Here is a 23,687-nt window from a genome sequence, read left to right as displayed (position 1 = left end):
TGCCGGTCCGTGAATCATGCGGACCGGCATTCGAATTTCGGTGCAGGGCACGCGGACTCGGGGGTGGGGATGGCGACACGGCGGGCGGTCCTGCGTGCCGCGGCGTTGGCGCCGGTGCTGACCGCATGCGCCCCCGGAGTGTTGTTCGGGCATCCCGCCTCGGTGCGGATCGCGGTGCCCTGGAGCGGATCCGAGCTCGCCGCGTTCCGCCGGGTGCTCGACGATGCGGGGCTGGGTGCCACGGTCGCGGTGTTGCCGCTCGGCGACGATATCGATACGGCCCTGCAGGCGCGCGGCCGCTCCGCCCCCGACCTGGTGATGTTGCCTGAGGTCGGCCGGATCGCTGAGCTGGCGGGCGGGGTGTTGCGGGCACTGCCGCCCACGCTGTGGCACGACGCGGCGGGCCCGCGCTATCCGGATCGGTGGCGCTCGCTGCTGTGGAAAGACGGTGCGCTCTACGGCATTCCGTTCAAGGCGGCCGACAAGTCGCTGGTGTGGTACGACCGTTACGCCTTCGGCGGCGACCGGCCGCGCGACGACCCGCGCGACTGGACCGTCTCGCACTGGCCGCAGCGGATCGCGGCGGCGACCGCGCGCCGTCCGCTGGCGTTGGGCGGTGCCGACGGCTGGGTGCTGGCCGATCTGTTCGGCAACATCCTCTACGGCGAATCCGCCTGGGACTACGAGGATTTGGCTGCCGCCGGCGAGCCGGACCGGCCGCGGGAGTGGGATCGCGACGCGGTGCGGGCGACCCTGCACCGCCTCGGCACCATGTGGGCGCCGCGCGGCACCTTCCCGGGCGGCATTGCCGCCACCCTGACCCGGCAATTTCCGGAATCGGTGCGCGAGGTGTTCGAACGACGCACCGCCGCGATGGTGGTGGCTCCGGATTTCGCGGAACCCATCGTGCGCAGCTGCCTGCGCCGGGCCGGCCGGCCCGCGGACGCGGTGGGCGTGATGCCCTTTCCGGCGGTGGCGCCCGGGGGCCCGCGCCCGGCCATCGGCGGCGGCGACGTGATCGTCGCGACCGCGGCCGGCGCCCACGATGCGGTGCCGGTGCTCGGCGCACTGACCGCGCCGGGCGCCGTCGCGGCCTGGATCGGCGACTACGGCGGCTTCCTGGCACCCAGTCCGCGCACCGTCCCGGACCACGCGCCGATGCTGGATCCGGTTGCCGACCAACTGCATTCGTGGTCCGCGTTCGATTTCGCCGATCTCATCGGCGCCGCCGGGCGGCGCGACGGCCTGTGGCGGGTGCTGACCGACCTGCTCATCACCGTCGGCGACGGCCACGCCGAGCGACTCGACGCGGCGGTCGATCACGCGGTGTGCGCACTCGACGAATTCGAACGGAGAGCGCGATGACGGCCGGGCACATCCACGCGCACGGACTGGATCTGGAGCCGGCGCTCACGCGCATCGCCGGTCCGGTGATCCCGGGGCGCCACCCTCGGCGGTGGTCGATGTGGCCCGCGCAGCTGCCGGCGCTGGTGCTGATTCTGCTGCTGCTGGCCGGGCCGGCCGCCACCACGGTCTGGACCGCGGTCCGCGCACAGTGGGCGATGGTGGGCTGGTGCGCGCTGCTGGTGGTACTGGTCGCGGCGAGCACGCTGCTGTGGCGCCGGGACGAGGCGGTGCGCGCACTGCTGGCGGCGGTAGTGCGTGGTCGCTGGACATTGCTGCGCAATCACCTGTGGCCGACCGTATTTCGCCGCGAGGCCCCGGACGGCGCGAGTCTCGTCGCACGGATTCGATGGCGTTCGCTGTGGTGGCCCGTCGTGGCGATCGCGCTCGTGGTGACGATCCGGGGAATCGGCGTCGAGCTGGGGCCCGGTGGGCGCGGCGCCTATGTCCGGACTCTCGTGTGGGTGTTGTGTGCGCTGGCCGTGCTGGTCCTGGCCTTGGAACTGGCCTGGCGTGGCCGCCGGGGCTGGTGGCCGTGGCCACCGCTGATCCTGCCGTTCGGCGTTTCCGCGTTCGTCGCCGGACTGGCCCTGCGCCTGCTGGCCGAGAATCCCGACTACCGGATGCCGGTCCCGGGCGTGGCGGGGCAGCGCGTCTGGCTGATGACCCTGCTGATCGCAGCCTTCGTCTGGTGCTGGCTGGGTGCGCTGTTCGCGTTGTTCCGCGCCGCGATCGCCGCCATCGAAGCCGATCCGGTGCGGCGCGGCTACCTCGAGGACGCGCGCGGCGCGGGCCGGACCCGGGCCCGGCTGTTCGAATTGGTACGACCGGTCTTCCTGATTCTCGGCCTCGTCGTCGCCGTCGCCGCGGCGCGGATCTTCGACATCATCCTGATCGCGGTGCCGGGATCGCTGCAGTATTCGCTGGACTCGGCGACCGTGCACTGGTGGCGGCTGGTCTCGGATCCCGATGCCGATCCCGGTGTGGCCGCGGCCTATTCGCTGCCACTGGCGGTGCTGGTCGGTTCGGCGGCGTGGATTCTGCAGACCGACGTGCGCCGCCACCGCGTCGGCTGGATGCGCCGCCCGAGCGCCGATCCGGTCCGCGCGCGGCGCACCGCGCGCGGTGTCCTCCGGCTCGTGGCGGTCTCGTCGCTGTCGCTGGGGCCGTTGCTGGCGTTGGTGGTGTTCAGCTGGGTGGGCGCCGACGGGCCCGCCCTCGCCGGCGCCGGATCGGTGTGGCAGCACCGAGAGTTGTTGCACGCCATGGCCAATACCGGCTGGGTGGCGGTGTGGGCCACCGTCCTCGTCATCGGTGCGGCGTTCCCGGTCGCCCATCAGCTCGCCGCGCTGCCCGCCGACGCGCTGCGTTCGCGGATCGCGGTGGTGGTGCTGGTGGTGTTCACCGTGCTGCCCGCGCAGCTCTACGTCGGACCGATCCGGCGCGTCATCGAGCGGATGGGACTGACCGGGACCTCGTTCTCCTCGCTGATCGTGGTGCACGCCGCGATCGGATTGCCCATCGCGATCCTGATTCTGCGCGGGGCGCTGCTCGCGCCCTCGGACGGTCCGGCGGCCGACGCCCTGCACGGGCTGGCCAAGCCGTGGGCCGTCCTGGGCCGCGTGGTGTCGACCGCGTGGCCCGCCGTCGGCGCGGTCGCGGTGCTCGAACTGATTCAGGTATGGAACGACTTCTTCATCGGATTGATGGTCAGCGGCGCCGATGTCAGTCCGTGGTCGCTGCTGCTGTGGGGTGACGCGCGGCAATTCCAGGAGAACGCCGCCCATCTCGCGGCCGGGGCACTGCTGTCGACGGTCCCGCCGGTGCTGCTGTTGCTGATGACCTGGCGCCGCTTCCTGGTTCCGGGATTGACGGGCGGGATCGTGCGATGAGCGGCCCCTCGCACCGGCCCGAGCACGACATCGCGTCGCAGCTCATCGCGACCCCGAAATCCTCTGTCTGGCAAGGGTTTCTGGGCGCGGCGTGGGTGATGTCGTCGTCGCTGCTGCTCGAGGTGGTGGCGAAACTGCTGGAGGGTTCGGTCGGGCAGAGCCGGGTGCTGAACTCACTGGCGGGGGTGCTGCGCTGGGTGGCGGTCGCGGTGGTGGCGGCCGCCGCGCTGTACGTACTGTGGCGCAAGACCATGGATATGCGCGAGGGCGCGCGTGTGCGGCGGGAACTGGATCTCACCGCCGACCTGGTGCAGCCGCCGCCCGTGGTCGAGCGGACCGTCGCGGCGCTGCCCGCGCTCGCACCGGCCCGGACGCGGTCGCTGGACGCCACCGATGCGGCCGTCGCCGCGGTCCTGCGGGCACTGCCGTTCACCGACTACGAGGCCGCGGCGCTCTACGACACCGTGACCGCGATGCTCGACAGCGCGACCGTCCTGCCGGGGGAGCAGGCGGTGGTTCAGCGTTCCACCGGCGAGGTCCTGATCCGGCTCGCCGCCCACGGTGTGATCGTCCACGACGGACACGACCGATTCGCCGTGGCGAAGACCACCACGCCGGCGGACCGTGCCGTCGTCCGTCGTTCACCGCAGTGGCGGGCTTCGTGGCCGGCGCTGATCCGGCACTACTCCGACCGGGCGACGCGGTGGGCGGTGGCCCTGGATTCGGATCGGCTCGGCGCCGGCGCACACCGGTGGTTCACGGGAACGGCGGACCGGCTGGCCGAGCTGGTGCGCGAATGCGCCGACTGCGATCACGGCGTCGAACTCGACATCCCGGCCCTCGCCCGGATCGCCGATGCACTCGACCTCTGGTACGCGCGGATCGGGGCGCCGGCCGAAGGGCCCGCGGCGCGGGCGATGCTGGCGTTGAGCGGCCCGGCGCATCCGCAGATCCGTGAACTGGCATCGATCCGCTGCGATGTGCGGCTCGACACCGCGACACGCCGTCGATGGCCGCGCCCGCTCCGGAAGCGGCGCCGCAGCCGTCCACGCCGGAGCACGGGCCTGGACGCCCGGCGCGCGCATGCCGAGGCGATGCGGGATTTCGACCGCTTGCCGGGCGGGGAGTACCCCCTGCCCGACATCGTGGCCGGGTTCGAGCGCGCCTGGTGGTTGCTGCCGCGTCGCGATATCGCCGCCGAGGTCTGCGCGCTGAACGACCTCGCCATCGCACATATGCACGAAGGCCGCCTGGATGCCGCCCGTGACCGTCTCGAGCTGGCCGAAACCCTGACCCGCGGTGGGCGCAATCCGTCCGGCCGGGCGCACACCTTCGAAACGCTGGGGCTGCTGTGGTGGATGCGCGGTGAGCCCCGGCGCGCGATGCGCTGGTGGCTGCTGGCGCTGACCCGGTACCGCGATCTGGGTCACGAACTGGGAATCTGCCGGTGCCTGCAGCATCTGGGCAGTGCGGTGGCGGTGACGCCCGAATACGGTGGTCTGCTGCTCGCCGGGCCGCTGAGCACCGGGGAGGTCCTGCGCCAGGCGTCGGGCTGGCTGGCCTTCGCCGAGGAGTGTCATCCGGGCGGCGTCGGCCGGACCCCCGCCCTGGCGGCCCGCTACCGTCGGCGTGTCGCGGTTGCGCTGGCGAATGCGCAGATCACGCCACTGCGGACAGTGGACCGGTGGCCCGTCACCGTATCCGAGCGTTAGCCCCCTGACCGGCGCGGATCGGCGCCCGGCGGGCGTTCCGACCGGCGAAACCGCCGATTTCGGGCATCATCATGCGACGGAGGTCACTATATCTCAGTGATCTCGACCACATAACGTTTATATAACTACAGTAATGTAACGCGCGTTTATCGCACCATGCGCTGCGTAAACGTGAATATTCTCCACGTTGGGTTGAGGCAGTTCCGTTGTTATCGCAACGTGATGTATCGAGATTTCTCCGTTACCGTCGTCAGCAGCTCGGAATTCCGGGCTGACGCTCGAATCGCTGAACACCGGCAACCCTGTCCCGCGGTTCGAGTTCGACCCCAACATCCCTGGGGGCAGGGACCCGTAATCGTCACCATCGGGCCGGCTGGGCGCAGGCAGGAAAAACCACATGTCTCGTAACCGTAAGTTCAGCACTCGCGCACTCGGCTTCGCCGCCGTCGCCGGCGCCATCGTCGCCGTCCCCTTCGGCCTGACCGCTACCGCGTCTGCCGACGGCGGCCACGACTGGGATGCCGTGGCGGCGTGCGAGGCCAGCGGCAACTGGGGCGCCGACACCGGAAACGGTTTCTACGGCGGCCTGCAGTTCACCCAGAGCACCTGGGAAGCCAACGGTGGCAGTGGCAACCCGGCCAACGCCAGCCGCTCCGAGCAGATCCGCGTCGCGGAGAACGTGCTCGCCAGCCAGGGCCCCGGCGCCTGGCCGGTGTGCGGCGCCAACCTGTAAGGGTTCGCCGCCCCGCGGTTCGACCGCATACACAGCGTGCAGACAGGCCCCTCCCGGATCTACCGGAAGGGGCCTGTCGCGTTGTATCCGCCGGTCAGGCGCTGATCGCGGCTTCGGCCGCGAACCGGCTCTCCACCGGCGCGAGTCCGTAGTGCCCGCGCAGGGTGCCGGCGGTGTATTCGGTGCGGAACAGGCCGCGTTCCTGCAGGATCGGCACCACGCGGTCGACGAAGTCGGTGAGTCCGCCGGGCAGATACGGCGGCATGATGTTGAATCCGTCCGCCGCGCCCGCCTCGAACCAGGTCTGCAGTTCGTCGGCGATCTGCTCCGGCGTGCCGGCGAAGCTGCGATGCCCGCGCCCGCCGCCGAGTTTGCCGATCAGCTGCCGCACGGTCAGCTGCTCCTCCGTGGCCAATTCCTTGACCAGCGTGAACCGGGACTTGTTGCCCTCGATCTCGCTTTCCACCGGCAGCGGCGGCAGTGGCGCGTCCAGCGGATGGTCGGTCAAATCGATGCCCAGTTGCGTGGACAGCTGGCGCAACGCGTAGTCGGGGGAGATGAGATCGGTGAACTCCTGCTCCAGTGCCAGCGCTTCGGCGGGCGTATCGGCGATGTAGGGCACCAGACCGGGAAGCACCTTCAGCTCGTCGGCGCCGCGGCCGTACTTCGGCAGCCGTGATTTCAGATCGCGATAGAAGCGCTGCCCCTCTTCCAGGGTGCGCTGCGCGGTGAACACCGCCTCGGCGTAGCGCGCGGCGAATTCCTTTCCGCTCTCGGAGGATCCGGCCTGCACGAGCAGTGGCCGGCCCTGCGGTCCGCGCGGGGAGTTCAACGGTCCGCGAACCCGGAACCGGTCGCTGTCGTAGTCGATGGTGTGCACCTTGTCCGGGTCGGCGAAAACACCGGCCTCGGGGTCGAGCACGATGGCCGAGGACTCCCAGCTGTCCCACAATTGCAATGCGACATCGACGAATTCGGTGGCGCGCTCATATCGGCGAGCGTGTTCGGGAATCGCGTCGTAGCCGAAATTGTAGGCCTCGTCGACGCTGCCGGACGTGACGATGTTCCATCCGGCACGCCCGCCGCTGATGTGGTCGAGCGAGGCGAATTTGCGGGCCAGATTGAACGGTTCGTTATAGGTCGTCGAGGCCGTCGCGATGAGACCGATATGTTCGGTCGCCGCGGCGATGGCCGACAGCAATGTCACCGGTTCGAACACCGCGAGCGTATTGCGCTGAATGCGCGGACCCACCGCCAGCCCGTCGGCGAAGAAGACCGAATCCAGTTTGCCGCGCTCGGCGATGCGGCCCAATTCCTGGAAATGCTTCACGTCCAGCACGCGCCGTTCCTCGGTGCGCGGATGACGCCAGGCGGCCTCGTGATGACCGACGCCCATCAGAAAGGCGTTGAGATGAAAGGTTTTCGGTGATGGCGACATCTAGCGTCGTCGTCCCTTCGGTGTAGTGCTTCAGCGATCGGATTGCGGGCGCCAGCGGGTGAGGCGGCGTTCGATCGCGACGAGTACGGCGTTGTAGACCAGGCCGACGATCGCGATGGCGACGATCCCGACATACATATCGGGGATCTGGAAATTCTGCTGGGCGGCGGTGATGAGGTAGCCGAGTCCCGCTCGGGCACCGGACATCTCGGTGGCGATGAGGACCAGGATGGAGGCCGAGGCCGCCATCCGGATGCCGGTGAAGATCGTCGGCACGGCGGCGGGCAGGATCACCTTCTGGAACAGCCGCAGCGGCGAAAAACCCAGTGACACAGCGGATTTGATCAGCAGCGGGTCGACCGATCGAACGCCGCTGATGGTGTTCAGCAGGATCGGGAAGAACCCCGCGTAGACCACGATCGCGACCTTGGAGGTCTCGCCGATGCCGAGGATCAGAATGAACACCGGCAACAGTGCCAGCGCCGCGGTGTTGCGGAACAGTTCGAGCAGCGGGTTCACGAAGTCGGCCACCGGCTTGTACCACGCGATGGCGACACCGGCCGGAACGGCGCACGCCACCGCGATAGCGAAGCCGACCAGGGATCGGCCCAGACTGGCGGAGGTGTTGTCCCAGAGCTGGCCGTTGCGGATCAGCTCGTCTCCGCGCTGCACGACGGTGGAGAACGGCGGCAGGAAGATCTGATCGACCAGGCCGAAGCGGGGCGCGAGCTCCCAGAAGGCCAGAAACAGGCCGATGACCAGGACGGGCTTGAACAGCCGCCAGCCCCAGCGGCCGGCCAGGGCGGCCAGTTGCCGCCCCGTGCCGGGGGTGGAGCGAGCGGGCGCCTCGACCGCACTCCCGGCCGAGACGGAGGACTTCTTCGACACCAGCACGGGTTCGGCGGTGGCGGGCAATGTGGTGGACATGGTGTTACCTCCTGTCGGTGGCCGCGAGGTCGGCCTGCTCGAGACCCTGTGCGCGGGCCACCTCGTCGTGCAGCAGCGACCAGATCCGATGCCGGACTTCGCTGAAGTGTTCGCTGGAGCGGATGTCGGCGTCCGGGTCGGTGTGGCGGTCGAGATCGATATCGACCACGGCCTTGACCCGTCCCGGCCGTGAGGTGAGCACGGCCACCCGCGGTCCCAGATAGACGGCTTCGTTGATGTCGTGGGTGATGAACAGGATGGTCTTGCCGGTGGTGCGCCAGATGCGCAGCAGTTCGTCCTGCAGCGATTCGCGGGTCTGGGCGTCGAGCGCGGCGAACGGCTCGTCCATCAGCAGCACCTCGGGATCGAAGGCGAGGCTGCGCGCGATGGCCACGCGCTGTTTCATGCCGCCGGACAACTCGTGCGGGTAGCGGTCGCCGAAGCCGGTGAGGCCGACCAGCTCCAGATATTCGTCGGCGATCCGGCGGCGCTCGCGGCGGCGGATGCGCTTGGCCTCCAAGCCGAATTCGATATTGCCGCGCGCGGTGCGCCACGGCAGCAGCGCGTACTGCTGGAAGACGATCCCGCGGTCGAGTCCGGGGCCGGTGACCGGCCGGCCGTCGAGCAGGATCCGGCCGTGGGTCGGCCGGGTCAGCCCGCCCAGCAGGTCCAGCAGGGTCGACTTACCCGAACCGCTGGGTCCGACCAGGACGAGGAATTCACCGTCGCGCACGTCCACGGTGATGTTCTCCAGTGCGGTGAACGGAGTTCCGGCGCCTCGCGCGGGAAATTCCTTACGCACCCCGTCGAGCGCGAGTTTGATTGCCGTGACGCTCATTTGGCGGCCACCACCTCTCCGGTCGGCCCGCTCTCGGCGGGATATTTGCCGTTGGCGTAGGGGTTGAACTTGTTGGTGTACAGATCCTTGGCCGCGAACTTCCCGGCCGGCAGCTCACCGTTGCGGACCAGCCAGTCGATCCAGATCTGCAGTTCTCGCTCCTGGATCACCGCGCCGGGCACCGGAATGCCGGACGACTTGTAGGAGTCGAGCAGTTTGGTGTTCTCGTTGCGGCCGCGCTTGTGGATGATGTCGGCAAGCCGCGCCACCGCCTGATCATGCGGCGTGATCTGCAGCCAGCGCGTCGCGCGGGCCGTGCCCTGGACGAAGTCGGCCACCGCGTCCTGATGATCGGCGATGTAGTCGTTGCGGAAAACGTAGGTGCCGTAGTCGAACTCGCCGAACAGGCCCTTGTCGGTGTAGAGCGGGTGGATGGCGCCGTGCGCGAGCGCGATGTCCTGCAGCGGGCCGCCCAGCGCCGCCACGTCGATCTGCCCCTTGCGCAGCGCGTCCTCGGTATTGACCGGCGGCAACACCACGAGCTGCACCTGTTTGATCTCGTCGTCGGTGAGACCCTGATCGTGCAACCACTGGCGGGTGATGAATTCGTGATGGGCGCCGAGCGTATTGACGCCGACCTTCTTCCCGATCAGGTCCTTGGCGGTCTTGATGCCGGAACTGTCGAGGACGTAGTAGCCGGTGAAGCTCTGTCCGTCGGCGCCGTAGGAGCTGAGCACCGAGGTGACCGGCGCGCCGCCGGCGATGAGCTTGACGACCGCGCCGTTGAACGCGCTGCCGAACTCGATCTGTTTGGTGGTGGCGGCCTGGATATTGGCCGGGCCGCTGGTCGTGTCGCCCTCCCACTTCAGCTCGATCTTGGAGAAATAGCCGAGGTCGGCGGCCAGTTCGTAGGGCGTGACCGAGCCGGCTTGGCCCTGGTAGCGAAGGATGGTCTTACCGTCGGCGGTGGTACCGGCGCCGGAACTCGAGCAGCCCGCGGCGAGTGCGGCGAGCACGGGCAGGGCGAGGACGGCGGCGAGGGCGCGCACCACCCGGGGTCGTCTGAACGACATGATCGGTTCTTTCACTGAATGCGTCTGCGGCCACGCGCACATCGGGCGCGGCGACCGGTAGATCGGCGAAACGAATTGCCTGGCAGGGCTTTCGGCGACGGCAATGGCGCCCGGACTCAGGCGCGACAGATCCCGTGCGGGACGCGCATGAGATCCACCGTGCGGCGGCGCGTCAAGAGTCGGGAGACGTTCATCGGGGTGCCTTCTCGGAAAGTGCTCGGACCGGCGATGCGGATCGCAGCAACCTGCGTTGATCACATGGTGCGGCTGTCCGTGCTGGTGAGCAACGGTGTTTTCACAGTGTGGAAATCAGCGTGAGGATAATTCCGCAGCCGAAATGCGAGGTGCGCGAACGGCTTACGAGGCGGTGTCGGCGGCGTCGGGTTCGGCGTGCAGCAGCGGGCCGATCCGGTTCGCGATATGGCGCATCGGGGGCAGGATCGAGCGCATCAGCTCGGTGTCGAGGCGTGCGGACCGGGCCTGCACGCAGAGCGCGCCGCGTACCTGCCGGCCGCGGCCGACGATCGGCACCGCGACCGACCGGATCGGTTCGTCGCTGTCGATCACCTCGACCGCGAATCCGGCGCGGCGCACCCGGTCGAGATCGGCCGACGCCGGCGGATCGGACTCGTGCCGGCCGGCGTAGGTCTCGATCAGGCGGTCGCCGGGGGAGAACGCCAGCAGCGCGTGTCCGGCCGCGCTGGATCGCAGCGGGCGTCGCGGCCGCGGAATCTGGTTGGGGCAGAACGAGACCGGCGGCCGCGCCTGGAAGACGGTCAGCGCGTCGCGCGAGTCGGGCACGCTGAGGCTGACCGAAATGCGGATATTCGCCGCGAGCGCGTAGAGGTGCGGCGCCGCCGAATCGAGGCCGAGTCGCGTCAACGCCGGCCGCGCCAGCGACGCGAGCCCGTGCCCGATGCGGTAGCGGTCGTTGGCATGGTCCTGTTCCAGCAGCCGCCCGCGGACGAGCGCCTGCAGCAGCCGGTGCGTGGTGCTGACGGGCAGACCCGTCTGCTGTGCCAGTTCGCTGACCGACAGCTCGGGGTCGTCGCCGTCGAAGCAGTTCAGGACCGCGATCGCACGATCGACGGCGCGTGCGCCCGAACGCGGTTCATCGGTGGCGGCCATACATCCTCCTGCCGGGACCGAAAGTGATACAGGCACTCTGGTCCGGATGAGGACGCGAGACAATGATTGTGCGCAGCGCGAGCCGATCACTTTTCGGCCCGTTCTATTACGGCGGCCGATACTGCCGGCCGCCCGCGGTCGCCGAGTGAAAACCGAGCTTTATCTCGTTCCGGTACCGGAGACGATCTGCGCCGCGCGGGAATTTCGTTCCCACGCCGCGGGTGTGGTCGTCGTCAGCTGTCCAATTCGCGGGACAAACCGGCGGTGATCATGGTGAGAACCTGCCCCGCGACCGCGAGGTCGGCTGCCGGGACCGAACCGTAGACCCGCCCGAGCACCGCGCTGGTGCGCGAGCGGATGTCCGCGACGAGGCGATCACCCGATTCGGTGACCACCAGTTCACCGCCCGGCGTTTCGCGCATCAGATCATGTTCGGTGAGTCGCGTCGCGGCGGTCGCGACGACAGTGGGCGCCCAGGTCGTCTTCGCGGCGAGCGTGGCGATATGCCGCTCCCGATCGACGGTGCCGCCGGCTGCCGCGGCCTGGCTGAGAGTGATCCACTGCGCCTCGTCGACGCCGGTACCGGCGAGAACCCGGTACAGAAGCGCGTTGTGATGCTTTTCGGCCTGGCCGATGACCGACGGATCGAGGGTGCCGGGGGACATGGCGGACTCCTGACTGCGTGATGGTGCGCCAATTGTGACACTGAGTGCCATACGGGTGCAAGTGTCGTTAGAGTCCCAGTTTCTTACGTGCCTCGGATCCGGTTCGGATAGCATCTCGGCATGCCCGATCCGGTATCCGACCGCACGTTGCCGCTGCGAGAGCGCAAACGGCTGCGTACCCGCCGCGCACTGGCCGACGCCGCCCTGCGGCTGTTCACCGAGCGCGGATTCGACGCGACGACACTCGACGAACTGGTGGACGAGGCCGAGGTGTCGCGCAGCACCTTCTTCCGCACCTATCCGGCCAAGGAGGCGGCCGCGATCGAGGCGGAGGCCGAGTTGTGGTCCGCATATCTCACGGCGTTGGCGAATCGCCCGCTGACCGGGGTGGTGCTGGACGCCATGCGAGAGACGCTGATCGCGGCCGTCGCCGATCTGGCACCGGAGTGGGATCGCCGATATGTCGCGACGCGCCGGCTCATCCGCACCACACCGGCGCTACTGGCCTACGTCGAAGCCCACCGCCACGGCGTGGAGGCGGATGCGGTCACGATCCTCGCCGACCGCCTGGAACTGCCCGCGGACGATCTGCGACTGCACGTCCTGGCCGAACTGGTGACCTCGGCCTGGAGTGTGGCAGGCCGGGAATGGGTCCGCGCCGACGGCCGGGGCGGCCGGGACGCGCTGACGGACAGAGTGCGCGAGGCGTTCGCGGCGGTTCCGGCCGGTCTGGCACTGCGCGCGCGCTGAGCGGCGGCGATCGAGTCGGTGCCGCGCGTCAGTGGGGTGCCGGCTCCTCGGCCGACTCGGTGGCGACGGCCGCGAATTGCTCCGCGCCCCAGCGGGCATCGACGATCAGCCCGATCACGCCGATGGTGATGCACACCCCCGACAGCACCAGCAGACCCGGGTTCGTCCGGCCGGTCAGCGCATCGCCGAGGACGACGACGCCGATGGTGCCGGGAATGATGCCCACGAAGGTGGCCAGCAGATAGGGCATCATCCGCACCGAGGACAGTCCGGCGCAGTAATTGATCACCGAGAACGGCACCGGCGCGATCAGCCGCAGCGAGCCGACCGCGAGCCAGCCGCGCCGGGCCAGCCGCCGATCCACCGCCCGCACCGCCGGATGGGTCAACCGCGCGGCCACCTGATCCCGGTCCAGCGCCCGGACGAGCAGCAGAGCCAGCACGGCGCTGACCGTGGTCGCCGCGACCGCGAGGGTGATGCCGAGAATCGGCCCGAACAACAGCCCGGCACTCAATGTGAATACGGTGCGCGGAAACGGCGCCACCGTCACGAGGGCGTGGACGAGGAAGAACAGGAGCGGGAAGACCGGACCGACCGAATCGGCCCAGTCCCGAATCTGTTGCGGAGCCGGATGCGGGGCCAGCAGGGCAACCGCGACCAAGGCGGTTGCGAGGATCATCAGCATCACGACCCGTCGATTGCGCAGTAGTCGCAACGCCACATCCGTCGTCCTCGGCACCGCGACAGGTTACCGGTCGGTATGGCGAGGCTGTGCGAAGAGTATGCGAACACCGGGCTAGCATCGAATGAAGGTTGATGAATGATCGTTAACCGAACTGGTCGTCGACCTGCCGATATCGCACGCCCGTCGCACTGTGAAGGGGTCACACAGGCGGTTGCGAAGGCGCTGCGAAGAGTTGGGTCCCAGCGTAGGTATCCGGTACGAGTGAAGTATCGGAGTCGAGTGGAAGAGGTACAGCAGCGATGCCGATTGGTTCAGATCCGGGTGCGGACACCGTGCCCGGATACGCCGCATGGCGCAAGGGTGTGGCCGGAGTACTGGCCAAATCCCGCAAGGTCGAGGCATCCGAACTCGGTGACGAGCCGGAGCGCCTGCTCGAGGTCACCAATTACGACGGAGTGACCGTCGCGCCGCTGTACACCCGTCGCGACGAACTGCCCGAACAACCGCTGCCGGGACGATTCCCGTTCGTGCGCGGTAACGAGGGCACCCGGGACGTGCACCGCGGCTGGCATGTCAGCGCCAGCATCGGCGGAACCGATCCGGCCGCCGTCAACGAGGAGATCCTCGCCGCCCTGGAGAACGGCGTCAGCTCCGTCTGGCTCGGTGTGGGTGAGAACGGCGTCCCGGTGGCGGGACTGGCGGAGACGCTGCGTGGCCTGCTGTTCGAGTTGGCTCCGCTGAGCCTGCGGGCGGGGGCCGACACTCCGGCCGCCGCCGCGCAGGTGCTGGCCCTGCTCGACGGCTACGAGGTGGCCGACCGCTCCGATATCCACGTCTTCCTCGGCGCGGCGCCGCTGACCAGCCGCTTCGCCGGAGTAGCCGACACCGACCTCGACGCCACGGTCGAGCTGGCGCGCACCGCCGCCGGCCGCACCGAGACCGTCCGTGCGATCACGGTGTCCGGCACGGTCTTCCACAACGCCGGCGCGTCCGACGCCCAGGAGATCGGCGCGGCCGTCGCCGCGGGCCTGGACTACCTGCGCGCCCTCACCGACGCCGGCCTCGATGTCGCCGACGCGCTCGATCAGGTGAGTTTCCAGCTGGCGGCCACCGACGATCAGTTCGAGACGATCGCGAAATTCCGTGCCGCCCGGCGGCTGTGGGCCCGGGTCGCGCACGAGGCGGGAGCACCGGACTTCGGCAACGCGCCGCAGCACGCCGTCACCTCGGAGGCGATGCTGAGCCAGCGCGATCCGTGGGTGAACATGCTGCGCACCACCCTGGCCGCGTTCGGCGCCGGCGTGGGCGGCGCGGACCTGGTCACCGTGCTGCCGTTCGACGCGGCCCTGCCGGCCGGCGAACTCGGTGTGTCGCAAGCGTTCTCGGAGCGCATGGCACGCAACACCCAGCTGCTGCTGCTCGAGGAGTCGCATCTCGGACATGTGCAGGATCCCGGCGCGGGTTCCTGGCACGTGGAAAGCCTCACCGCGGATGTGGCCGGTGCGGCCTGGGCGTTCATGCAGGAGCTCGAACGCGCCGGCGGATACCGCGCCGCGCTGGAGTCCGGCCTGCTGGCCGAGCGCATCGCCGACACCCGGAGCCGCCGCGAATCCGATATCGCCCACCGCCGCACCGCGGTCACCGGCGTCAACGAATTCCCGAACCTCGCCGAGGAACCGCTGTCCGAGGCCGCGCGCGACACGAATGGCGTGGCCCGCTACGGCGCGGCCTTCGAGGCGCTGCGCAACCGTTCCGACGCCTACCTGGCCGCCCACGGCCGCCGGCCGCGCGCGCTGCTGGTACCGCTGGGCCCGGTCGCCGAACACAACGTGCGCGTGACTTTCACCGCGAATGTGCTGGCCTCCGGCGGCATCGAAACGGTGAACCCGGGAGCGCTGGAGACGTCCGCGATCGGCTCGGCCGCAACGGAATCCGGAGCGACGATGGCGGTGCTGTGCGGCAGCGACGCCCGCTACGGCACCGAGGCCGCGCCCGCCGTGGCGCAGCTGCGCGACGCCGGTGTGACGACGGTACTGCTGGCCGGACCGGAGAAGGCGGTGGCCGAGGTGAGCGGCGCACAGCGGCCGGACGGATTCCTCACGGCCCGCATGGACGCGGTGGCGACCCTGTCCGGCCTGCTGGAGAAGCTGGGAGCGTAATGACTACTCGAGATGTGAACCACGTGATCGGCAGTTTCGCCGAGGTACCGCTGGGTGAACCGGCCGTCGGGCGGACCGGTGGCGGCGACGTCGAGGCGTTCGTCGCCGAATCGGCCGCCGCCAACGGCTACGCGCCCGAACAACTGGTCTGGGCCACCCCCGAAGGCATCGACGTCGCGCCGGTGTACACCAAGGCCGACCGCGATGCCGTTGTCGCCGAAGGCTATCCGCTCGACAGCGTGCCGGGTGTGGCGCCGTTCGTGCGCGGCCCGTACCCGACCATGTACGTGAATCAGCCGTGGACCATCCGCCAGTACGCGGGTTTCTCCACCGCCGCCGATTCCAACGCCTTCTACCGCCGCAACCTGGCCGCGGGCCAGAAGGGCCTGTCGGTCGCCTTCGACCTGGCCACCCATCGTGGCTACGACTCCGATCACCCGCGGGTGACCGGTGACGTCGGTATGGCCGGTGTCGCCATCGACTCGATCCTGGATATGCGGGAACTGTTCGATCAGATCCCGCTGGACCAGGTGTCGGTCTCGATGACCATGAACGGCGCGGTGCTGCCGATCCTGGCGCTGTACGTCGTCGCCGCCGAGGAACAGGGCGTCAAGCCCGAACAGCTGGCCGGAACCATTCAGAACGACATTCTGAAGGAGTTCATGGTCCGCAACACCTACATCTATCCGCCCAAGCCCTCGATGCGGATCATCTCCGACATCTTCGCCTACACCTCCGCGAAGATGCCGAAGTTCAACTCGATCTCCATTTCCGGCTATCACATCCAGGAAGCCGGAGCCACGGCCGATCTGGAGCTGGCCTACACCCTGGCCGACGGTGTCGAATACATTCGCGCCGGCCTGGACGCGGGCATGGAGATCGATCAGTTCGCGCCGCGGCTGTCGTTCTTCTGGGCCATCGGCATGAACTTCTTCATGGAGGTCGCCAAGCTGCGCGCGGGCCGGCTGCTGTGGAGCGAGCTGGTGTCGAAGTTCGAACCCAAGAGCCAGAAGTCGCTGTCGCTGCGCACCCACTCGCAGACCTCGGGCTGGTCGCTGACCGCGCAGGACGTGTTCAACAACGTCGCGCGCACCTGTGTCGAGGCGATGGCGGCGACGCAGGGCCACACCCAGTCGTTGCACACCAACGCCCTCGACGAGGCGCTGGCACTGCCCACCGACTTCTCCGCGCGCATCGCCCGCAACACCCAGCTGCTGCTGCAGCAGGAGTCGGGCACCACGCGCCCGATCGACCCGTGGGGCGGCTCCTACTACGTGGAGTGGCTGACCCACCAGCTGGCCGAGCGGGCGCGGGCCCACATCGCCGAGGTCGAGGCGCACGGCGGTATGGCGCAGGCGATTTCGGAGGGTATCCCGAAGCTGCGCATCGAGGAGGCCGCCGCCCGCACCCAGGCCCGCATCGACACCGGCGCGCAGCCGGTGATCGGCGTCAACAAGTATCAGGTGACCGAGGACCAGGAGATCGAGGTCCTCAAGGTCGAGAACTCGCGCGTGCGCGCCGAGCAGAACGAGAAGCTGCGCCGCCTGCGCGCCGAGCGCGACAGCGCCGAGGTCGAGCGGGCGCTGGCCGAATTGACCAGGGCCGCAGCCTCGTCCGAAGGCGGCATGGTCAACAACCTGCTCGCCCTGGCCATCGACGCCGCCCGCGCCAAGGCCACCGTCGGCGAAATCTCCGACGCGCTGGAGAAGGTGTACGGTCGCCACCAGGCCGAGATCCGCACACTGTCGGGCGTCTACCGAGAGGAGGCCGGCAAGGTGACCAACATCAGCAGGGCCATCGAGCTGGTCGAGGAATTCGCCGAGGCCGAGGGCCGCCGTCCCCGCATCCTCGTCGCCAAGATGGGCCAGGACGGCCACGACCGCGGTCAGAAGGTGATCGCGACCGCCTTCGCCGACCTCGGCATGGACGTCGATGTGGGCCCGCTGTTCCAGACCCCGGAAGAGGTGGCCCAGCAGGCGGCCGACAACGACGTGCACATCGTCGGTGTCTCCTCGCTGGCGGCCGGTCACCTCACGCTGGTGCCCGCTCTGCGGCAGGCACTGGCCGATGTCGGACGCCCCGACATCATGGTCATCGTCGGCGGTGTGATCCCGCCCGGTGACTTCGACGAGCTGTATGCCGCCGGCGCCGCGGCGATCTTCCCGCCCGGCACCGTGATCGCCGACGCCGCGATCGGGCTGCTGCAGAAGCTGGCGGCCGAACTCGGCCACGAGATCGGCGGACAAGCCGAGGCGGAATGAGCGACGCCGACCGGACCCCGGCGGGCGATCGGCCCGCCGGGGCGGAGTTGCCCGGAACCCAGGCCCTGTCCACCGCTCGGGGCCTGCCCCCGGCGCTGCGCGTGGACGGACCGCAGTCGCCGGGCGGCGGACGACGCCGGACCATCGATGTGGCGGAGCTGGCAGGTGCGATCCGCGACAATCAGCGCGCCGCGCTCGCCCGCGCGATCACGCTGGTGGAATCGACCCGCGCCGATCACCGCGAGGCGGCGCAGCGCCTGCTGCTCGAGCTGACGGCCGAAAGTGGCGCCGCCGCGTCCAATCGCGTCGGTATCACCGGCGTTCCGGGCGTGGGCAAGTCGACGTTCATCGACGCGCTCGGGATGTATCTGATCGGCCAGGGACATCGGGTCGCGGTGCTGGCGGTGGATCCGTCCTCGACCCGTACCGGTGGATCGATTCTCGGCGACAAGACCCGCATGGCGCGACTGTCGGTCGAGCGTGAGGCGTTCATCCGCCCGTCGCCGACCGCGGGCACGCTGGGCGGTGTCGCCAAGGCGACCCGGGAAACCATCGTGCTGCTCGAGGCCGCCGGTTACGACGTGATCCTGGTGGAGACGGTGGGTGTCGGCCAGTCCGAGGTGACCGTCGCCAATATGGTCGACGTGTTCTGCTTCCTCACCCTGGCCCGCACCGGAGATCAGTTGCAGGGCATCAAGAAGGGGGTGCTGGAGCTGGCCGATCTGGTCGCGGTCAACAAGGCCGACGGCCGCCACGAGGTGGAGGCGCGGGCGGCGGCGCGCGAACTGCAGGGTGCGATGCGGCTGATCCATCCGCGCGAATCCCTTTGGCGCCCACCTGTTCTCACCATGAGCGGGTTGAACGGCACCGGTCTGGACACTTTCTGGGATACGGTCCTCGAACACCGGCGTGTGCTCACCGAGGCGGGGGAATTCGCGGAGAAGCGCCGCCGCCAGCAGGTCGACTGGACCTGGACCATGGTGCACGACCAGCTGCTGCGCCGGCTGGCCGACAGTCCCGGCGTGAAAGCGATTCGCGCGCAGGTGGAAAAACAGATCCGCGACGGCTCGCTGACCCCGGCCCTGGCGGCCGAGGAATTGCTGCGCGCCTTCGACGAGAAATAGCGGCTGCCCGGGCGACGAGGATTCGTCCCCGGACAGCTCACCTCACCCGGAACAGTCGCGCCGCATTCCCGTAGCAGACCGCACGCAACCAGTCCGCACCCAGATCGAGCCGTTCGAGCGCTTCCAGCGCATGAACGTAGGAGTACGGGATGTTCGGGAAGTCGCTGCCGAACAGAATGCGCTCACCCAGATCGGCCAGGCGTGCGTACTCGCTGCGCGGGAACGGGTGTCGCTCCTCGATGAAATCGGTGAACGACATCGTGGTGTCGAGGTGCACGTTGTCGTAGCGCTCGGCGAGGTCGAGGAACGGCGAGTATTCCGGCACGCCCATATGGGCGACGATCAGGGTCAGTCGCGGAAACCGGTGCAGCAGTGCCGCGATCGGCTCCGGTCCGGTGAAGGTCCCCGGCGCCGGGCCCGAACCGCAGTGGATCAGCACCGGAATCCCGGCTTCGGACAGCAGCCCCCACACCTCGGTCAGCAACGGATCGCCCGGGTGATAGTCACCGACCTGGATATGCGATTTGAAGATGCGCGCTCCGGATTCGACCGCCGCGCTCACATAGCTTCCGGCGCCGTGTTCGGGATAGAACGTAGCGGTGTGTAAGCAGTCCGGGGTGCGCGCCGCGAAGTCGGCGGCCCATTCGTTCAGCCACGCCGCCATATCGGGCTTGTGTGGATACACCAGCGAGGTGAACGCCCGCACCCCGAAGCCGCGCAGCGTATCCAGGCGCTGCTGCTCGTCGTCGCGATAGGCGATCGGCCACGGCCGCCCGATCAACGGGCCCGCGGAATCGAAATACGCCCACACCTTGCGCAGCACCCGGTCCGGCATGAAATGGGTGTGCACGTCGATGATGCCGGGCAGCTCCGCCCGGCTGAGGAATCGCGCGACCGCCGCCCGGTCCCCATCGTCGACCGTCACCGCACCTCCTGTGCCACCGGCGGATACAGCGTCGCCGCGAAATCACCGAGCCGCGCGATCATGCGGTCGAAGAAGGCGGCCGGATCGGTGCCGACCGCGATATCGGCATTGGGCGTGCGGCCCCACATCCCCGCCCAATCGGCGACCGTGCTGCCGCGGGTGAGGGTGCCGGCCAGCTCGACGTCCACGGTGGCCGGGCGCAACACCGCCAGGGTCGGTTCGAGCGCGACCGCCGCGGCGAACGGATCGTGCATATGGGCCAGGTACCCCTGGTCGTAGTGCTGGTGGAACTCGAAGTAGAACCGGACCGCGTCGATCAGGAACCGCACGACCGGATTGGTGGCCTCGGACCGGAGGCCGGGTGGATCGCCGGGCGCCGGCATCGCGGCGCCGGCGCAGTGTGCCCGTTCGGCGATCCGTCGCAGATGTTCGGGAAACATCTCGATCGATTCGGTGATGTCGAGCGCGCAGACGATCGGTCGCCGATCCTGCGGCGCGGAGGAGAACGCGTCGAAGACCACCTTGGCGGCCTCCGGGTCGACATGCACATTCCACTCGTTGGTGGGGGTGGTGTTACCGGGATGCCGGAACGCGCCACCCATGATCACCAGCCGCCGAAGCAGCTGCGGCAGTCGGGGTTCCAGTTCCAGCGCCAGGGCCAGGTTCGTCAACGGCCCGGTGCACAGGCCCAGGACCGCACCGGGACTCGCCCGGACGGTGTCGACCCACAGCTGCGCCGCCGAACGATCCGACAGCGGGCGCGGCGAAGGCGGCAATTCCGCATAGCCGATTCCGTGCGGCCCGTGGGTGTCCTCTGTGGTGCGCAGCGGAATCGCCAGCGGCTGCGCCGCCCCCAGCGCCACCTCGATGGCCGGTGCCCGGCACAGATCCAGCAGAGCCAGATTGTTCGCCGCGACCTGCGCGGTGGGCACATTGCCTCCGGTCGAGGCGATTCCGGCGATCTCCAGCTGCGGATCCGCCAGCAGATACAGCAGTGCCAGCGCATCGTCGATTCCGGTGTCTACGTCCACCATGATCGTCTGCCGCACGGTGCGAGACTAGCGGCCCGCCGCCGACCCTCCCCGTCCGGCCTGTCGGCGCGCGAAACGATGCGGTCGAGGGTAGTTTCGACATGTCATTTCTCGTGTTGTGGTCCGTGCGCGTTTCTCGCAGCGGCCTGGGGGTGTTTCGCCGGTGAGATTCGCGGACCGTTTCAACGACGTCGTCGCCCAGTGGGAGCAGGTGCACGGTACCCGGATGACCAATCGCGCGTTGGCTTTTCGCGTGACTCAGGCCGGGCATCCGGTGTCGGCGACCTATCTGTCCCAGCTGCGCTCCGGCAATCGGGACAACCCGTCACAAGCGCTGGTCGAAACCGTGGCCAGGGTGCTGGCGGTGGAATCGGCCCGGTTCAACGAGGGCGGGCCGGGCGATCCGGCTCCCGGGGACGACCTGGTGTCGTCGGCGGTGGACGATCCGGCGTTGCGGCGGCTGCTCACCACCGCGGCCGGACTGTCCGCCTCCTCGATCGAGCTGCTGTCGGATGTGGCGGCCAAGCTACGGCTCGCCGAGGGATTGGCGCCGGGCACGACGGCTCAGCTGTAACTCGCGCCTACCGGCCGGTCACGGCGGTGGAGTCCGCGTACGCGGGAAGTTCGTATTCGTCGGTCTTGCCGAAGAACAGCTTCATCATCACCGGCCGCATCGGCTTCGACATCATGATCCGGTTGGCGGTCCGGCGCAGCGATGTGCCGAAGTCGCTGGGGGACAACATCATCTCGATGCCGCCGCCGGGAAGTTCCTTCGCCTTGTCGAGGAACGGCGTGACCTTCTCCTCGTAACGGCGCAGCGCCGCCGACACATCGCCGGAATCGGTCGCGAGCTCACCGGCGAGGATGTAGGCGCCGACGAGCGCCATGGCGGTGCCCATTCCGGTCATCGGGGAGCCGCAGTATCCGGCGTCGCCGACCAGGGTCACGCGACCGGACGCCAGGGTGGGCATGTCGATGCGCGCGAGTTCGTCGAAGTAGAAGTCGTCGGCCTCGGTCATTGCCGCCAGGATCGTGGGTGCGTGCCAGTGCGGCTGGGAGCCGATCTTCTCGTGGATCAGCCGCTGCTGAGCGGCGGTATCGCGGCGCAGCGCCGGGTCCGGCTCGCCGAGCAGGGTGAGAATCGCCTTCGCGGTGGCGGGATCGCGGTCGGGCCGCAAACCGACCGCGGCGGAAGGAACCAGCTGCATCGCGAACCAGCCCGGCGTGACCCCCTCCGGGGTGGGCATCGTGAAGAACGAGGCGTAGCCACCGAGGAACGTGCTGAACTGCTCCTCCGGGCCGAAGGCCAGTCGCCGGGTCGCCGAATGCACGCCGTCGGCGCCGACGACGAGATCGAAGCTCCCACTGCGTCCCGAGGCGAACTCCACCGTCACGCCGGTGTCGTCCTGGGTCAGCGATTCGATCCAGTCGCCGTAGCGATAGTCCAGCTCGCCGCCGGCCGCGGCGACGGCGTCGAGCAGGACCTGGTTCAGGTCGCCCCGGGTGATCTCGATTTCGGCCACCGGGCCCTTGCCCTCGAAGTGTTCCATCGACATGTTCGCGTAGGTGCGGCCCTTGTGATCGATGTAGGAGATGCCGAGTTCTTCGAGCTGGTACTCGGCGATGCCCGGCATCAGGCCCATGCGCTCGGCCACTTCGCGGCTGGGGCCGCGCAGATCGACGGCCTGTCCGCCCGGGCGGGGAGCGGTGGCGCGTTCGACGACGGTGACCGCGACGCCGGCTCGAAGCAGTTGCAGCGCAACGGCATTGCCGGCGATGCCGCCGCCGGAAACCAGGATGTGGAGGGGGCGGGAGACGGAGTTCATGGTGGCGGTTCCTATCGGTTGGTCCGAACGTCTTAGACAAATGTGCCACATGGCTGGCACGTTTGTCTAGTACAAATGTCTAAGACGTTGTAACCTGGGATTATGGGTAATCGAGAGGATCTGTTGGCGGGGGCGAGGAAGGCGATCTTGGAGCGAGGCCTCGCCAAGGTCACCGCACGGGATATCGCGGGTGCGGCCGGGGTCAGCCTGGCTGCCATCGGCTATCACTTCGGCACGAAGGATCGATTGGTCGCCGAGGCCATCGCGCAGGTGACCGGTGACGAGATCGGCCGTGGGATGGAAGAGGCCATCCGCGATGCGGGGGAGGGGCGCACCCTGGCGCAATCGCTCGAGGCCACCTGGAACGGCATGATGGACGTCATCCAGAACCATCCGGACGAGCTGATTCTCAGCTTCGAGAACGGGGTGCGGGTGGCGCGCTCACCGGAATCTCAGGAGTACTTCTCCACGGCGACCGAAGAGGTCTACGCAGGGCTCGTCGAGCCGCTGCGTGAGGTGCATCCCGAACTGTCGGCCGGCGACGCCCGCGCGGTCGCCAAACTGTATTTCGCTCTGTTCCAAGGTATTGCGCTGCAGTGGCTGATCGCCCCCGCCGGTGATCAGCTGACCGGTGACGACGTCGTCCGTGCGGTACGGGCGATGAGCCGGGAGTAGCCCGGGCGTGGATGCTATTCGGTGACGGCGTGATGCGATCGGTACCGCCGGCGCCTGCCCAGCCGGACGAAGCCGATCCACGACACCGCCACCAGCGCGACGACCAGAACCCGCACCAGGTCCAAGGCGCTGCGCGGATAGAGAACCCCGGTGATGTAGTGGGCGATGAAGCCGGTCGACGGCAGGCCGGCTTCGCCACCGCGTTCCCTGGCCCACGTCTCCAGATAGGTCAGTGGACAGTCGACGCCGACGAGGACCGTGCTGAAACCCCAGGCCACTGCGGCGATATGGGTCCAGATCGTCCACCGCCACCGCCACGCGACGAATCCGCCGACGACGAGGTAGGCGATGAACAGGAAATGCACACCCGCGGTGGCATCTGCCAGCAGCCGGTACATCACGTAATCCAGACTAAGGCGATCGGCGGCCCCGTGCGCGGAT

21 protein-coding genes are annotated in these 23,687 nt (G+C 68.8%); 10 read left to right on the top strand and 11 right to left on the bottom strand.

Annotated elements, in window-relative coordinates:
• Positions 1–69: 69 nt before the first annotated feature.
• The 4 genes from IRT45_RS02940 (at position 70) to IRT45_RS02925 (ending at position 5,741) form a co-directional block, all read left to right on the top strand.
• The gene (locus IRT45_RS02940; RefSeq protein WP_194804308.1) at positions 70–1,365 is read left to right on the top strand and encodes an ABC transporter substrate-binding protein; all 1,296 of its coding nucleotides are present in this window, start codon (positions 70–72) and stop codon (positions 1,363–1,365) included.
• Positions 1,362–3,296 (top strand): hypothetical protein, encoded by a 1,935-nt coding sequence (locus IRT45_RS02935; protein ID WP_194804307.1) that lies wholly within the window; start codon positions 1,362–1,364, stop codon positions 3,294–3,296. The genes IRT45_RS02940 and IRT45_RS02935 overlap by 4 nt, the downstream gene beginning before the upstream one ends.
• Positions 3,293–5,008, top strand: a complete 1,716-nt coding sequence (locus IRT45_RS02930; protein WP_194804306.1) for a hypothetical protein — start codon at positions 3,293–3,295, stop codon at positions 5,006–5,008. The genes IRT45_RS02935 and IRT45_RS02930 overlap by 4 nt, the downstream gene beginning before the upstream one ends.
• A 397-nt stretch (positions 5,009–5,405) precedes the next feature.
• Complete coding sequence (locus tag IRT45_RS02925) at positions 5,406–5,741, top strand: transglycosylase family protein (RefSeq protein WP_062996224.1); 336 nt, start codon at positions 5,406–5,408, stop codon at positions 5,739–5,741.
• 94 nt (positions 5,742–5,835) lie between these two features.
• Here IRT45_RS02925 and IRT45_RS02920 read toward each other — a convergent pair whose 3' ends face one another.
• From IRT45_RS02920 to IRT45_RS02895, 6 genes are all read right to left on the bottom strand, one after another.
• Complete coding sequence (locus IRT45_RS02920; RefSeq protein WP_194804305.1) at positions 5,836–7,179, bottom strand: LLM class flavin-dependent oxidoreductase; 1,344 nt, start codon at positions 7,177–7,179, stop codon at positions 5,836–5,838.
• A gap of 30 nt (positions 7,180–7,209) precedes the next feature.
• Positions 7,210–8,106: an ABC transporter permease gene (locus tag IRT45_RS02915; RefSeq protein ID WP_194804304.1), complete on the bottom strand. Its 897-nt coding sequence runs from the start codon at positions 8,104–8,106 to the stop codon at positions 7,210–7,212.
• A 4-nt stretch (positions 8,107–8,110) separates the two neighbouring features.
• Positions 8,111–8,944 (bottom strand): ABC transporter ATP-binding protein, encoded by an 834-nt coding sequence (locus tag IRT45_RS02910; protein WP_194804303.1) that lies wholly within the window; start codon positions 8,942–8,944, stop codon positions 8,111–8,113.
• Complete coding sequence (locus tag IRT45_RS02905; RefSeq protein ID WP_194804302.1) at positions 8,941–10,017, bottom strand: ABC transporter substrate-binding protein; 1,077 nt, start codon at positions 10,015–10,017, stop codon at positions 8,941–8,943. The genes IRT45_RS02910 and IRT45_RS02905 overlap by 4 nt, the downstream gene beginning before the upstream one ends.
• Positions 10,018–10,374: 357 nt before the next feature.
• Positions 10,375–11,145, bottom strand: coding sequence for an IclR family transcriptional regulator (locus IRT45_RS02900; protein WP_194804301.1), 771 nt, complete (start codon positions 11,143–11,145; stop codon positions 10,375–10,377).
• A gap of 233 nt (positions 11,146–11,378) precedes the next feature.
• On the bottom strand, positions 11,379–11,810 hold the full coding sequence (locus IRT45_RS02895; RefSeq protein WP_194804300.1) for a hypothetical protein: 432 nt from the start codon (positions 11,808–11,810) through the stop codon (positions 11,379–11,381).
• Positions 11,811–11,930: 120 nt separating this feature from the next.
• Between IRT45_RS02895 and IRT45_RS02890 the strand changes: the two genes are divergently transcribed.
• On the top strand, positions 11,931–12,560 hold the full coding sequence (locus tag IRT45_RS02890; protein ID WP_194804299.1) for a TetR family transcriptional regulator: 630 nt from the start codon (positions 11,931–11,933) through the stop codon (positions 12,558–12,560).
• A gap of 28 nt (positions 12,561–12,588) precedes the next feature.
• Here IRT45_RS02890 and IRT45_RS02885 read toward each other — a convergent pair whose 3' ends face one another.
• Positions 12,589–13,245 carry a TVP38/TMEM64 family protein gene (locus IRT45_RS02885; protein WP_194804419.1) on the bottom strand — a complete coding sequence of 219 codons (657 nt, stop codon included), beginning with the start codon at positions 13,243–13,245 and terminating at the stop codon, positions 12,589–12,591.
• Between the two features lie 299 nt (positions 13,246–13,544).
• On the opposite strand from IRT45_RS02885, the gene IRT45_RS02880 reads away from it, so the two are divergent.
• Genes IRT45_RS02880 through meaB form a run of 3 tightly spaced genes read left to right on the top strand, consistent with a single transcriptional unit; the run spans position 13,545 to position 18,789 of the window.
• The gene (locus IRT45_RS02880; RefSeq protein WP_194804298.1) at positions 13,545–15,404 is read left to right on the top strand and encodes a methylmalonyl-CoA mutase family protein; all 1,860 of its coding nucleotides are present in this window, start codon (positions 13,545–13,547) and stop codon (positions 15,402–15,404) included.
• On the top strand, positions 15,404–17,665 hold the full coding sequence (gene scpA / locus IRT45_RS02875) for a methylmalonyl-CoA mutase (protein ID WP_194804297.1): 2,262 nt from the start codon (positions 15,404–15,406) through the stop codon (positions 17,663–17,665). The genes IRT45_RS02880 and scpA overlap by 1 nt, the downstream gene beginning before the upstream one ends.
• Positions 17,662–18,789, top strand: coding sequence for a methylmalonyl Co-A mutase-associated GTPase MeaB (gene meaB, locus IRT45_RS02870; RefSeq protein WP_194804296.1), 1,128 nt, complete (start codon positions 17,662–17,664; stop codon positions 18,787–18,789). Before scpA ends, meaB begins: the two co-directional genes overlap by 4 nt.
• A 37-nt stretch (positions 18,790–18,826) precedes the next feature.
• Here the strand turns inward: meaB and IRT45_RS02865 are convergent, their stop codons facing one another.
• The gene (locus IRT45_RS02865; protein WP_194804295.1) at positions 18,827–19,714 is read right to left on the bottom strand and encodes an amidohydrolase family protein; all 888 of its coding nucleotides are present in this window, start codon (positions 19,712–19,714) and stop codon (positions 18,827–18,829) included.
• Positions 19,711–20,748: a nucleoside hydrolase gene (locus tag IRT45_RS02860; protein ID WP_194804418.1), complete on the bottom strand. Its 1,038-nt coding sequence runs from the start codon at positions 20,746–20,748 to the stop codon at positions 19,711–19,713. Before IRT45_RS02860 ends, IRT45_RS02865 begins: the two co-directional genes overlap by 4 nt.
• 160 nt (positions 20,749–20,908) lie before the next feature.
• On the opposite strand from IRT45_RS02860, the gene IRT45_RS02855 reads away from it, so the two are divergent.
• On the top strand, positions 20,909–21,319 hold the full coding sequence (locus IRT45_RS02855) for a transcriptional regulator (RefSeq protein ID WP_194804294.1): 411 nt from the start codon (positions 20,909–20,911) through the stop codon (positions 21,317–21,319).
• Between the two features lie 7 nt (positions 21,320–21,326).
• Here the strand turns inward: IRT45_RS02855 and IRT45_RS02850 are convergent, their stop codons facing one another.
• Positions 21,327–22,571 carry an FAD-dependent monooxygenase gene (locus tag IRT45_RS02850; protein WP_194804293.1) on the bottom strand — a complete coding sequence of 415 codons (1,245 nt, stop codon included), beginning with the start codon at positions 22,569–22,571 and terminating at the stop codon, positions 21,327–21,329.
• A gap of 102 nt (positions 22,572–22,673) precedes the next feature.
• Here IRT45_RS02850 and IRT45_RS02845 point away from each other — a divergent pair, with 102 nt between their 5' ends.
• Positions 22,674–23,246: a TetR/AcrR family transcriptional regulator gene (locus IRT45_RS02845; RefSeq protein ID WP_194804292.1), complete on the top strand. Its 573-nt coding sequence runs from the start codon at positions 22,674–22,676 to the stop codon at positions 23,244–23,246.
• A 14-nt stretch (positions 23,247–23,260) separates the two neighbouring features.
• Here IRT45_RS02845 and IRT45_RS02840 read toward each other — a convergent pair whose 3' ends face one another.
• On the bottom strand, positions 23,261–23,644 hold the full coding sequence (locus IRT45_RS02840; RefSeq protein ID WP_228533485.1) for a DUF2784 domain-containing protein: 384 nt from the start codon (positions 23,642–23,644) through the stop codon (positions 23,261–23,263).
• Positions 23,645–23,687: the final 43 nt, after the last annotated feature.

The organism is Nocardia sp. BSTN01, from assembly GCF_015354405.1.
Taxonomy (GTDB): domain Bacteria; phylum Actinomycetota; class Actinomycetes; order Mycobacteriales; family Mycobacteriaceae; genus Nocardia.
This window is presented reverse-complemented; position numbering and strand designations above follow the sequence as displayed.